The organism is Winogradskyella psychrotolerans (assembly GCF_018860545.1).
GTDB lineage: Bacteria > Bacteroidota > Bacteroidia > Flavobacteriales > Flavobacteriaceae > Winogradskyella > Winogradskyella psychrotolerans_A.
Map to the genome: position 1 here is coordinate 208,376 of NZ_JAHKPN010000011.1, position 13,390 is coordinate 221,765.

General features: G+C 33.7%; 13 protein-coding genes. 11 read left to right on the forward strand and 2 right to left on the reverse strand.

What is annotated here, in order from left to right; translation table 11 throughout:
* A complete protein-coding gene (rodA, locus tag KO515_RS04385; RefSeq protein ID WP_215935165.1) occupies window positions 1–1,281 on the forward strand; it encodes a rod shape-determining protein RodA in 1,281 nt (426 codons plus the stop codon).
* A gap of 93 nt (window positions 1,282–1,374) precedes the next feature.
* Here the strand turns inward: rodA and KO515_RS04390 are convergent, their stop codons facing one another.
* Window positions 1,375–4,005, reverse strand: a complete 2,631-nt coding sequence (locus KO515_RS04390; protein WP_215935166.1) for a valine--tRNA ligase — start codon at window positions 4,003–4,005, stop codon at window positions 1,375–1,377.
* A gap of 181 nt (window positions 4,006–4,186) precedes the next feature.
* Between KO515_RS04390 and KO515_RS04395 the strand changes: the two genes are divergently transcribed.
* From KO515_RS04395 to KO515_RS04415, 5 genes are all read left to right on the forward strand, one after another.
* A complete protein-coding gene (locus tag KO515_RS04395) occupies window positions 4,187–4,612 on the forward strand; it encodes a DUF1573 domain-containing protein (RefSeq protein ID WP_215935547.1) in 426 nt (141 codons plus the stop codon).
* A gap of 119 nt (window positions 4,613–4,731) precedes the next feature.
* Complete coding sequence (locus KO515_RS04400; RefSeq protein WP_215935167.1) at window positions 4,732–5,922, forward strand: pyridoxal phosphate-dependent aminotransferase; 1,191 nt, start codon at window positions 4,732–4,734, stop codon at window positions 5,920–5,922.
* A complete protein-coding gene (murB, locus tag KO515_RS04405) occupies window positions 5,922–6,935 on the forward strand; it encodes a UDP-N-acetylmuramate dehydrogenase (protein ID WP_215935168.1) in 1,014 nt (337 codons plus the stop codon). The genes KO515_RS04400 and murB overlap by 1 nt, the downstream gene beginning before the upstream one ends.
* A gap of 197 nt (window positions 6,936–7,132) precedes the next feature.
* The gene (locus KO515_RS04410) at window positions 7,133–7,666 is read left to right on the forward strand and encodes an RNA polymerase sigma factor (RefSeq protein WP_215935169.1); all 534 of its coding nucleotides are present in this window, start codon (window positions 7,133–7,135) and stop codon (window positions 7,664–7,666) included.
* A gap of 11 nt (window positions 7,667–7,677) precedes the next feature.
* Window positions 7,678–8,469, forward strand: a complete 792-nt coding sequence (locus KO515_RS04415) for an anti-sigma factor (RefSeq protein WP_215935170.1) — start codon at window positions 7,678–7,680, stop codon at window positions 8,467–8,469.
* Window positions 8,470–8,570: 101 nt separating this feature from the next.
* Here KO515_RS04415 and aqpZ read toward each other — a convergent pair whose 3' ends face one another.
* On the reverse strand, window positions 8,571–9,257 hold the full coding sequence (gene aqpZ, locus KO515_RS04420; protein ID WP_215935171.1) for an aquaporin Z: 687 nt from the start codon (window positions 9,255–9,257) through the stop codon (window positions 8,571–8,573).
* A 221-nt stretch (window positions 9,258–9,478) separates the two neighbouring features.
* Between aqpZ and KO515_RS04425 the strand changes: the two genes are divergently transcribed.
* From KO515_RS04425 to gap, 5 genes are all read left to right on the forward strand, one after another.
* Window positions 9,479–9,682, forward strand: a complete 204-nt coding sequence (locus KO515_RS04425; RefSeq protein WP_215935172.1) for a membrane or secreted protein — start codon at window positions 9,479–9,481, stop codon at window positions 9,680–9,682.
* A gap of 6 nt (window positions 9,683–9,688) precedes the next feature.
* A complete protein-coding gene (locus KO515_RS04430; RefSeq protein ID WP_215935173.1) occupies window positions 9,689–10,801 on the forward strand; it encodes a glycosyltransferase in 1,113 nt (370 codons plus the stop codon).
* Window positions 10,792–11,337 (forward strand): RNA polymerase sigma factor, encoded by a 546-nt coding sequence (locus KO515_RS04435; protein ID WP_215935174.1) that lies wholly within the window; start codon window positions 10,792–10,794, stop codon window positions 11,335–11,337. The genes KO515_RS04430 and KO515_RS04435 overlap by 10 nt, the downstream gene beginning before the upstream one ends.
* 137 nt (window positions 11,338–11,474) lie before the next feature.
* Window positions 11,475–12,347 carry a lipoyl synthase gene (gene lipA, locus KO515_RS04440; RefSeq protein WP_215935175.1) on the forward strand — a complete coding sequence of 291 codons (873 nt, stop codon included), beginning with the start codon at window positions 11,475–11,477 and terminating at the stop codon, window positions 12,345–12,347.
* Entirely contained in the window at window positions 12,347–13,342 is a 996-nt protein-coding gene (gene gap / locus KO515_RS04445; protein ID WP_215935176.1) for a type I glyceraldehyde-3-phosphate dehydrogenase, read from the forward strand. Before lipA ends, gap begins: the two co-directional genes overlap by 1 nt.
* The last annotated feature ends 48 nt before the right edge of the window (window positions 13,343–13,390 follow it).

Consider the following 13,390-nt stretch of genomic DNA (forward strand, 5'->3'; position numbering starts at 1 on the left):
ATGTTAAGAGAAAACCAAAGACATTTTAAGTTTGATTGGATTACTATCATTCTATTTTTATTATTACTTGCTTTTGGGTATTTGAATATCATGTCAGCTTCGCATGTTGGTGAAATAACCAGTTATTTTGACACAGATCAACTTTACGGCAAGCACCTTATATTTATAGGACTAACCTTTTTTCTCATCATAATAATACTATCATTTGAAGCCAAGTTCTACGAACAGTTTGCGAGTATTATTTATTTGGTTGCTATGCTGGCATTGATAGGCTTATTTATCTTTGGAAAGGATGTTAATGGTGCACGTTCGTGGTACGGTGTTGGTAGTATGACTATTCAACCTAGTGAATTTGCTAAATTCGCTACTGCATTGGCCGTTGCTAAGTATATTAGCGACCTTCAAACAAATATGACTACCATAAAAGATCAGTTAAGAGTTGCTGCTATTATTTTCGTTCCTGCCTTACTTATTTTACTTCAAAATGATGCCGGAAGTACCATTGTTTATTTAGCTTTTTTCTTTGTTTTTTATCGTGAAGGCTTACAACAAATATACTTAGTAATCGCTCTATCTTTAATCATCCTCGCCGTTTTAGGACTTAAATTTGGTGTTATTATTACAGCAATTGTGGTGACTACAATCCTTACCGTAGTCTATTTTATCAGAAAGAAAAAGAGAGGTTCTCTTTTACAATACTTGATAGTACTTTTAGTTTCTGTTGCTTTCTCTTATGGTGTCAAACTATTTTATGAACACGGCTTAAAAGCACATCAGCAAAATAGAATCAGCTTGTGGTTGCGATTAGAAAAAGATCCAGCCAAACTAGAACGTATGAAGAAAGCGGAAGCTTACAACCTTATTCAATCAGAGCAAGCCATAAGTTCTGGTGGTGTTTCTGGAAAAGGGTTTATGCAAGGCACAAGAACCACAGGGAAATTTGTTCCAGAACAGCATACCGATTATATTTTTAGCACCGTAGGAGAAGAATGGGGATTTTTAGGCACAAGTGCCGTCGTCTTATTATTTGTATTGCTTATTGTTAGAGTTTTGTACTTGGCTGAAGGGCAAAAATCGCAATTCAGTCGGGTCTATGGTTATAGTGTAGCCTCTATTCTATTTATTCATTTTACCATAAATATTGGTATGGTAATGGGCTTAATTCCAACAGTTGGTATTCCTCTACCCTTTTTTAGTTATGGTGGCTCTGGACTATGGGGTTTTACTATTTTGTTATTTATTTTCGTGAAGTTGGATAGCAATAAGATTAATGAGTGGTAAATAAAAAAGACCACTTTTTACAGTAGTCTTTTTTTTAATAATCTTAAAAACAAAAACCTACAAGGTTTTAAAAACCTTGCAGGTTTAACATATCTATTTCAAACTAGCCAAACTAGCGTTTATAGTTTCAATCTTTGCCAAAGCATCAGCTTCCTTCTTCTTCTCCGAAGCTACAACTTGCTCAGGTGCTCCTGCAACAAAGCGTTCATTAGATAGTTTCTTCTGAACGGATTTTAAAAAGCCTTCGGTATAATTTAACTCATCCGTTAACTTTTTAATTTCAGCCTCAATATCTATACTACCTTCCATAGGAATAAAGTATTCATTCGATTTTACTCTGTATGTCAACGCCCCTTCAACAGCTTCTGTTACATAGTCAAAGCTTTCAAGGTTTCCAAGTTTAGAAATCACCTCATCAAACGTAGGATTTACATTTTCGTTATTTACGACAGAAAAACTTATCGCATCTTTAAAGGCAATATTCTTTTGCTTTCTTATATTTCTTAATCCTGAAATTACTTCAGATGCAAATTCAAACTCAGAAATCAAAGTATGATTAATTGATTTTGATTCTGGCCACTTAGCAACGATTAAGGCTTCTTCCGGAGAACGCTCCTTAATATATTGCCATATATCCTCAGTTAAAAATGGCATAAAGGGGTGTACTATTTTTAAATTATCTTCAAAAATTGACATCACTTTTTCATAAGTCGTTTTATCAATGGGTTGCTGATAAGCTGGTTTTACCATCTCTAACATCCAACCACAAAAATCATCATAAATCAACTTATAAATTGCCATTAAAGCATCACTTAATCTGTATTTACTAAAATGGTCTTCGATTTCTACTAGTACAGACTGAAACTTAGCCTCATACCATTCTAAAGCAATTTTACTAGAGTTTGGTTGTGGAATATCTGCAACATCCCATAGATTAGTTAATTGAAAGGCATTCCATATTTTATTTCCAAAACCTTTTCCTTGCTGACATAAGGCTTCATCAAACATTAAATCATTTCCTGCAGCTGAACTTAGCAGTAAACCTACTCTAACTCCATCCGCAGTATATTCTTCAATAAGTTTTAAGGCATCTGGTGAATTACCTAAAGACTTAGACATCTTTCGTCGTTGCTTATCTCTAACTAATCCTGTTAGGTATACATTTTCAAAAGGCTTTTCATCTTTATACTTGTAACCCGCAATAATCATACGCGCTACCCAAAAAAATAAAATATCTGGTCCAGTTACTAAATCGTTGGTTGGATAATAATATTTTATTTCTTCATTTTCAGGATTCCGAATACCGTCAAATACGCTAATTGGCCACAGCCAAGATGAAAACCAAGTATCTAAAGCATCCGTGTCTTGAGTTAAGTCATTAGTGGTTAGCTCTTCCTTACCCGTTTTCTCTTTTGCTAATTTTAATGCCTCCTCTGTACTTTCAGCAACTACAAAATCTTCTTTTCCATCTCCATAGAAATACGCAGGAATTTGTTGTCCCCAAAGTAATTGACGTGAGATATTCCAATCGCGAATGTTCTCCATCCAATGGCGATAGGTGTTTTCAAACTTCTTTGGAAATAATTTTACATCACCAGTTTTTAAAACCGCATCAATAGCAGGTTGTGCTAAATCTTCCATCTTTAAAAACCATTGGTCACTTAATCTTGGTTCGATGACCGCTTTGGTACGTTCTGAAGTCCCTACTTTATTAATATGATTTTCAGTCTTCACTAAAATACCAGCCTCTTCTAATTCTGTAGTAATGGCTTTTCTAACCACAAAACGATCTTGACCTTCATAATGCATTCCGAAGCTATTTAAACTCGCATCAGCATTAAAAATATCAACCACTTCTAAATTATGTCTGTCACCTAAAACTTTATCGTTTTCATCGTGAGCAGGTGTTACTTTTAAGCAACCTGTACCGAACTCAACATCAACATAGTCGTCTTCGATAATTGGAATGACGCGTCCGCAAATAGGCACAATCGCTTTCTTCCCTTTTAAATGTGTAAAACGTTCATCATTTGGATTAATACAGATCGCCGTATCTCCAAAAATGGTTTCGGGTCTTGTAGTAGCAATGGTTAATTTTTCATCACTACCTTCAACCTTATATTCTAAATAATAAAGCAAGCCTTGTTTTTCAACATGAATAACTTCCTCATCAGACAACGTTGTTTTTGCTTCCGGATCCCAGTTTACCATTCGGTAACCTCTATAAATAAGACCTTTGTTGTATAAATCTACAAACACTTTAATTACAGCTTCAGACATATCGTCATCCATTGTGAATTTTGTACGGTCCCAATCACAAGAACACCCTAACTTTTTGAGTTGTTCTAAAATGACTCCACCGTATTCTTCTGTCCATTCCCAAGCGTGCTCAAGGAATTCTTCACGTGATAAATCATTTTTATCAATGCCTTGTTCCTTAAGTTTAGCTACAACTTTAGCTTCTGTAGCAATTGAAGCATGATCAGTTCCAGGAACCCAACATGCATTTTTGCCTAATAAACGTGCACGACGAATTAATACATCTTGAATCGTATTGTTCAACATATGTCCCATATGCAATATTCCTGTCACGTTTGGTGGAGGAATTACGATGGTATAAGGTTCTCTTTCGTCTGGTTTAGAATGAAAGTATTTGTGCTCCATCCAGTAGTCGTACCACTTGTTTTCTACTGAAGACGCATTATATTTAGATGGAATTTCCATGTTTTGGTATTGTTTTTGTAATAGAACTGTCAAAAGTACTTATAATTCCTTTTTTGAAAAATTATTAACGTAACAATATGGGTTTAATAGCCAAAATTTCTGTTAAATGGAGTGTATTACGTCTAATAAATTTTGTTAGGAATGAAAAAGTAACTAAGTTTGACTAATCAAAATCAAAATGATGAAAAATTTAATAACAGTATTATTTGTAGGATTAATGAGTCTTGGTTCATTTGCTCAAGAAAAAGTAGCAAAAATTGAATTTAAGACCGATGTGATAGATTACGGTACCATTGAAAAAGGTGCTGATGGAGTTAGAGTTTTTGAATTTACCAATACAGGAGATGCGCCATTGGTGATTTCTAATGTAAAATCAACGTGCGGTTGTACAGTACCTAAAAAACCCGAAGGCCCAATTATGCCAGGTGAAACAGGTAAAATAGAAGTAAAATACGACACTAAGAGAGTTAACCCAATTAGAAAAACAATCACTGTTTTTTCTAATGCAGAAACTCCAACAGTAGCGTTAAAAATAAAAGGATTGGTTGTAGATTCTAACAAGACTAGTGTTTTAGAAAAGAAAAGTAAAAGTATGCTTGAGCAATAATCAAGACTACATATTAATAACTTAAAAATGAGCTCTCAAATTGAGAGCTCATTTTTTTATGTATTTTTCCAATATACTATAAGATTTTTCAGAACTTAGCATTTTAAAATCTATACCAAATGCCATCAATATCAAATAAGGGCATCCAGATGCCAGAATCACCAATTAGAAAATTGGTTCCTTATGCTGAAGAAGCTCAAAAAAAAGGAAAAAACATATACTACCTTAATATAGGTCAGCCAGATATAAAAACTCCACAAGTCGCACTAGATGCTATAAAAAACACAACCATTGAGACGCTAGCATATAGCAGATCTGAAGGTGCTGAGAGCTACAGAATAAAGATTTCGGATTATTATAAGCGCAATTCTATAGTGGTTTCTCATAATGATATCATTGTAACTACCGGAGGTAGTGAAGCGTTATTATTTGCTTTTGGCAGCATTATGGACGAAGGTGATGAAATCATCATTCCAGAGCCATTTTACGCTAATTACAATGGCTTCTCAACAGCTTCTGGCGTGAAAGTTGTACCAGTAATTTCTAAAATTGAAGATAATTTTGCTTTACCTCCAATAGAAGAATTCGAGAAATTAATCACAGCAAAGACCAAAGCTATTTTAATTTGTAACCCAGGGAATCCTACAGGTTATTTATATTCAAAAGAAGAGATAAAGCAATTAGCAGACATTGTAAAGAAGCACGATTTATTTTTAATCGCTGACGAAGTTTACAGAGAATTTGTTTATGATGGTGTTGATCATTATTCCATTTTACAGGAACCAGGTTTAGAAGAGCATGCTATTATAATTGATTCGGTTTCTAAACGTTACAGTATGTGTGGTGCACGTATCGGTTATTTAGTGTCAAAGAATACGGAGTTTATAAAAACAGCTTTAAAATTTGCTCAAGCTAGATTGAGTCCACCGACTTTAGCACAAATTGCAAGTGAAGCCGCATTAGATACACCTCAAAGTTATTTTGATGACGTAAAAGAGGAATACGTAAAACGCCGAAATACCCTAATTGAAGGATTAGAGAAAATTGAAGGCGTTAAGGTTGCAAAACCAAATGGAGCATTTTATTGTATCGCCGAGTTACCCGTAAAAAATTCAGATCATTTTGCGAAATGGTTACTGGAATCTTTTGATTACAATAACGATACTGTGATGGTAGCACCAGCTGCGGGTTTCTATTCTACACCTGGAGTTGGCTTAAACCAAATCCGTATCGCATACGTCTTAAATAATGAAAGTTTAAAAACTGCTGTTAAAATCTTAGAAGAAGCATTAAAAGTATACAAAGACTAATGACCATTATTAACAATGCTTCGTTAAAACCGTTTAATACCTTTGGTATAGATGCTAAGGCACAATCCTATTGTGATATTAGCACTATCGAAAATCTTATTTCTGTTTTAAAAGACTATCACGCATCTCCTTTATTTATTTTAGGAGGAGGAAGCAACATGTTGTTAACTAAAGATATTGAAGCCTTAGTACTTCATATTAATTTAAAAGGCATTGAAGTTATCAGCGAAACTGACCATTCTGTTATTGTTAAAGCAATGGCTGGTGAAAACTGGCACAACTTTGTAGTTTGGTGTTTAGAACACAACTATGGAGGTATTGAAAATTTATCATTAATACCAGGGAATATTGGTACCGCTCCAATCCAAAATATCGGAGCTTATGGAGTTGAGCTTAAAGATGTATTCGTAAGTTGTGAGGCGATAAAAATAGACGATCAATCTGTAAAAACTTTTTCAAAAGAAGACGCTAACTTTGGCTATAGAGAATCTATTTTTAAACAAGATTTAAAAGACCAATACATCATTACAAGTGTTAACCTTGAACTCTCTAAGACCAAGCATCAATTATATACGGATTACGGAGTAATTAGAAATGAACTAGACGCCAACGGCATAACAGCACCAACGATCCAAGATATCTCTAAAGCTGTAATTACAATAAGACAAACTAAATTACCAGATCCAAAGGAGATTGGTAATAGTGGTAGTTTCTTTAAGAATCCAATAATTTCGGCTAAAGAATTCAGTGAGTTAGAATGTAACTTTCCAGATGTACCGTCTTATAAAATATCTGATGATGCTATAAAAGTACCTGCTGGATGGCTTATTGAAAAAGCAGGATTTAAAGGTAAGCGTTTTAATGATTATGGTGTTCACAAGAAACAAGCCTTAGTTTTGGTTAATTATGGCAATGCAAGTGGGAAAGAGATTTTTGAATTGGCGCAATTGATACAAAAAACAGTAAAACGATTGTTTAATATTAGTATAGAAACTGAAGTGAATATAATATAAAGCAAAAGTCACAGTTTAAATTGTGACTTTTGAATTTAGAATAATTTCTATTTGAAAATGCTATTAATCAACCTCTTATGAAGATAAAATCATTCTAAGACTTTATATTAAGCACCTTTAAGGTGTATTTAATTATATTTACGTTCAGAAATACAATTTAGACGTTTTAACTATCTATAAAATAAGATTTTAACACTTTGAGTATAACACCTACAGAACAAAAGATTATCGATTACCTTCAACAAGGAGATAAACGTGCTTTAGATTTGCTTTACGACAACTATTCTAATAGTCTTTATGGTGTTATTTTAAAAATAACAGTAAATGAAGAAGTGGCGCAAGATGCTTTACAAGAAACCTTTGTTAAAGTTTGGAAAAACGCTTCAAAGTACGACGCTTCTAAAGCAAAACTCTTTACTTGGTTGTTTCGTATTGCACGAAATACAGCCATAGACAAACTGCGTAGTTTTAATAATCGGTACCATAAAGAAGTCCAAATTGAAACATCTAACGTATATATCTTACCAACAACAAATTTTAACGAAGATGTCATGGACATTAAAAAGCATGTTGGAGGACTAGAAGAAAAATATCAAATTGTGTTGGATGCCTTATTTTTTCAAGGAATGACACAACAAGAAGCCAGTGATGAATTAGACATTCCGCTTGGCACAATTAAATCTAGATTAAAAATAGGATTGAGAGAACTGAAAAAGGTTTACAATCCATAAATTATTTGATCATGGAAAAAAAACTACAAATTTTTTTAAAATCAGACCTACTTAACAAGTACTTGGTCGGAGACATTTCTTTGGATGAATCCAAAGAAGTTGAACACTTTATTTCTACGTATCCAGAAGTTGCTCAAGCTTATGAAAAACTTCAAGATAATTTAGAAATTGTCGCAAAAGCAGGTGCTGTTGAAGCTCCTACTTATATTTTAGGAGATATTTTAGAATCTTTAAAAACTACTGAAGATACAAAAGTCATTCAGTTAGCACCTCAAAGAAAAACACCTTGGTATAGTATTGCAGCGAGTGCAGCAGCTATATTATTTGCAGCAACGTCATTTATGCTCTATCAACAAAATATTGAATTGAACAGCGAAAACAATGTTGTTGTTGATGAGATTTTTGATTTAAGAAGCGATATTGAAAGTAACAATTCTAAATTAGACGAGTTATCTAAAGAATTGATGAAGCTGAACAATCCAGATTCTAAAAAGTATGTTATTAATGGTAATGAACGTGCTAAAAACTTAAAAACCGTAGCCTACATTAATCCTATTGAGAAAACGTCTATGATAGATGTTATTACGTTACCTCAATTACCAAAAGAGCAACAATACCAAATTTGGGCCGAGTTGCAAGACAGAATGGTTAATTTAGGAATCTTAGATGAATCGGACCGCAAGTTGAAACAAATTCCATATATGGAAGATGCCTTAGCTCTTAGTATTAAAATAGGTACTAAAGGAGATAACGCAAATGAAAATGATACTGAAGTTGCAGAAATATCGTTAAAAGAAGAATAACACCTTTAATATTTTAAGCATTAAACACAGTATTTAAATACTCTAAAAAGAGGCGAAATAATTATTATTTCGCCTCTTTTATAATACTAATTTTTCAGCTTTTAATCCTTAGAAAATAAGGTTTTATGAATAATACCTCCAGCTATAGCTCCGGCAATTGGAGCTACCCAAAACAACCAAACTTGAGACAAATAAGCACCTTCAGCAAATAATGCCTGACTTAAAGAACGTGCAGGATTCACAGATGTGTTTGTAATAGGAATACTGATTAAGTGAATAAGTACCAAAGCCAAACCAATCGCAATGCCTGCAAATCCTTTTGGTGCTTTTGGATAGGTACTACCTAAAATAACCAATAGAAAAAAAGCGGTTAATACAAACTCTGCAATCAAAGCCGAAACCATACTATAACCGTCTGGCGATAACTCACCATAACCGTTTGCTGCAAAACCACCTACTCCATCAAATCCTGATTTACCAGAAACAATAAGGTATAAAACCCCAGCTGCTGCAATACCTCCAATAACTTGAGCAATAATATAACCCAACAAATCTTTAGCTTCAAACTTTCCACCAGCCCAAAGACCAATAGACACAGCAGGATTAAAATGTGCTCCTGACACATGCCCAACGGCATAAGCCATAGTTAATACGGTAAGACCAAATGCGAGTGCGACTCCGACAAATCCAATGCCTAAATCCGGAATTCCAGCAGCAAAAATTGCACTACCACAACCACCAAAAACAAGCCAAAACGTTCCGAAGAACTCTGCGAATAATTTTTTCATAATTCTGTAATTAATTGATTAGTAAAAATGTTTATTTAGTAATTAGGACACAGCTTCAACATTTTAAGTCACATCAAAATGAGCGAGGAAATAAATGTAAAAGCCTTATCTTTGCATTAAAATTAAACATTTAAATGAAACACCCTGACTTTCAAGGCTTAAAACAAAAGCTTATTTAAGGATGTTCCGTCTGGAAATTAAAATACAATAGATATAAACAGATGAAATTACTATTACTTACATTAGGATTATTAGCGATTGCTGTAGCAGGAATAGCTATAAAAATATGGGCAAAAAAAGATGGTAAATTTGCAGGTACTTGCGCAAGTCAAAACCCTATGCTTAATAAAGAAGGAGAGGCTTGTGGATTTTGCGGTAAATTACCTGACGAATATAAAGACTGTAGCGAACCACAACATTCTTAAGCATTAATGGTAATTCCCTCAGTACTATTTTATGCATTTATTGCAGTTGTTAGTATTCAAATCATATATTATTTAAGTTTTCTTTTCTCTTTTAGTATCAAACGTGCCGAAACACGACTAAAAAAGCAGATACCTATATCTGTTATTATCTGTGCAAAAAATGAAGCAGAAAATCTAAAGAAAAACATTCCTCTAATTTTAAGTCAAAATTATTCGAGTTTTGAAATTGTTTTAGTCAACGATAGTTCCTATGATGATACATTAGAAATTATGAAAGCTTATGAAGCTGAAAACAATGCTATTAAACTTGTTGATGTAAAAACAAATGAAGCTTTTTGGGGAAATAAAAAATATGCACTCACCTTAGGCATCAAGGCTTCAAAACATGATTTTCTAGTATTTACGGATGCCGATTGCACACCAAATTCTGATCGGTGGCTGACAGAAATAAGTAGTCATTTTTCAAACGAAAAATCTATTGTATTAGGTTACGGAGCTTATGTAAAAAAGAAGTTTTCGATCTTAAACAAACTCATTCGATTTGAAACTGTGATGACAGCTTTACAATATTTTTCTTATGCCAAAATGGGAACACCATACATGGGGGTCGGTCGCAACATGGCCTACAGAAAAGAGTTGTTTTTCAATAATTGTGGATTCAATAATCATATGTCTATTAAATCTGGTGATGACGATTTATTTATTAATGAAGTCGCTAATGCCTCTAACACAGCACTAAGCTATACAAAAGAGAGTTTTACAATTTCAGAACCAAAAACAAGCTTTAAAACTTGGATACTTCAAAAAAGAAGACATATAAGTACGGCTAAATTCTACAAAAAGAAGCATCAGTTTTTATTAGGTCTATTTTACATTTCGAATTTATTATTTTGGATTTTAGGACTAACACTTCTGTTAGTAGGATTTTCATGGCCTTGGATTGTATTTTTATTAAGTATACGCTTTGCGGTTCAATGGTTGTGTTTTGGTTTTACAGCGAAAAAATTTGAAGAAACCGACCTCATTATCCTTATGCCAATTTTAGAATTATTTCTCATTACCACACAATTAAGTATCTTTATAGCTAATCTGATATCGAAGCCAAAGCATTGGAAATAAAAGAAGCCATAAACAAGGCAAAACATAATAATCAAATTGCATTCAAATTTCTCCTTGATACCTTTTGGAATGATGTCTATGCATTTCAACTAAAACGCACCTTAAATGAAAATGATGCTGAAGACATAACCATTCAGACATTTTCTAAAGCTTTCGATAAGATTAACACCTATAATGAAGATTATAAATTTAAAACGTGGCTGATTACTATTTCAAAAAATATTCATATTGATTTAGTCCGAAAACAGAAAAAAACTATCAACAACACGTCTAAAGATAACGAAGACAACTATTTTGATATTGTTGATAATTCACCAACACCTGAAGATAAGATCATAACAGAGCAAAATCTTGCCAATCTTTTGCGCGATATTAAAAAACTAAAACCGCATTATCAAGAGGTAATCAACTTACGGTATTTTCGAGAATTGAGTTACAAAGAAATTTCAGATGAACTCAAAGAACCTATTAATAACGTAAAAGTTAAACTTCTAAGAGCCAAAAAATTATTAGCCGAAATAATTATTAAACGTTAATACGCCTACTTTTTCAGATCGAAAATTAATAATTATCATAACTCCAAATGGTATGAACTAATTATAAACGTTCACTATTTGAGAGCACCCGCTTTATAATTTACTTTGTATCTTTGCTTGCAGAAATTGATAATTGCATGGATACAAACGTTGCTTCAAATATTTTACCAGAACGCAAACCAAAATGGTTGAGAGTAAAATTACCTACAGGTAAAAAATATACAGAACTTAGAACATTAGTTGACAAGTATAAACTAAACACCATTTGCACGTCTGGAAGTTGCCCAAACATGGGCGAATGTTGGGGAGAAGGAACAGCGACGTTTATGATTTTAGGAAACGTATGCACACGTTCTTGTGGATTTTGTGGTGTAAAAACTGGACGGCCAGAAACAGTAGATTGGGATGAGCCAGAAAAAGTAGCACGCTCCATTAAATTAATGCAAATTAAACATGCTGTCTTAACAAGTGTTGACCGTGATGACCTCAAAGACATGGGAAGTATTATGTGGGCTGAAACTGTAAAAGCAGTGAGACGTATGAACCCTGAAACAACTCTTGAAACCCTAATACCAGATTTTCAGGGTATTGAAAAACACATCGATCGTATTATTGATGTAGCACCAGAAGTGGTCTCTCATAATATTGAGACCGTAAGACGTTTAACACGAGATGTTAGAATCCAAGCGCAGTATGATCGCAGTATGGGAGTTTTAAAATACTTAAAATCTCAAGGACAGCGCAGAACCAAATCTGGTATTATGTTAGGTTTAGGAGAAGAACGTGAAGAAGTTATACAAACACTCCACGATTTAAGAGCGCAGGATGTAGATGTGGTCACCATAGGGCAGTATTTACAACCGAGTAAAAAGCACCTACCAGTAAAGCAGTTTATAAATCCAGATCAGTTTGATGAATACAAAGCGATTGGTTTAGATTTAGGATTTAGACATGTAGAGAGTAGTGCTTTGGTGAGATCATCGTACAAGGCACAAAAACATATTAATTAATGATTTCGATAGCCATTAATGGTTTCGGTCGAATTGGCCGTCGTGTATTTAGATTAGCATTAGAACATCCACAAATTCGTGTCGTAGGTATAAATGATTTGGCTGACACTAGAACTTTAAGTCATTTATTAAAATACGATAGTATACATGGAGTTTTAAAAGACGTTATTTCTTACGATGAAGATCATATAATTGTGAATGAGGTGTCAATTCCATTATATAGAGAATCTCATCCAAGAAACATTAATTGGTCTAAAGTTCAGCCGAGTTTTGTTATTGAATCTACGGGTAAATTCAAAACAAAGGAAGACCTTCAATATCATATTAAGAATGGAGCCGAGCGTGTTATTTTATCTGTTCCAGCCTTAGAGGATGATATCAAAACTATTGTATTAGGTGTAAACGACAACAGTATTGACGGTACAGAAACGATTCTTTCAAACGCCTCTTGCACCACTAATAATGCTGCACCCATGATTGCTTTAATAAAAGCGCATTTGGGCATAAAACAAGCTTACATCACCACTATACATTCATATACAACCGACCAAAGTCTACACGATCAGCCTCATAAAGATTTAAGACGTGCAAGAGCCGCTGGACAATCTATTGTGCCAACTACAACAGGAGCCGCTAAAGCCCTGACAAAAATTTTTCCCGATTTATCTGATGTTATAGGAGGATGTGGTATTAGAGTGCCTGTTGCCAACGGTTCTTTAACCGATATTACTATAAATGTAGAGCAACCTACAACCATTGAAGCCGTAAATGATATATTTAAAAATGCAGCTAATAATGAACTCATAGGTATTTTAGAATACACGGAAGACCCTATTGTATCAATAGATATTGTAGGTAATCCACATTCATGTATCTTCGATTCACAGATGACTTCCGTTATAGGAAACATGGTAAAAATAGTGGGCTGGTACGATAATGAAACAGGCTATAGTTCAAGAATTTTGGATTTAATTTACAATTTATCGGACAAATAAACACTTTTATCGAATAAATAATTATATTTGTTTAAATTAAAGTGAGCT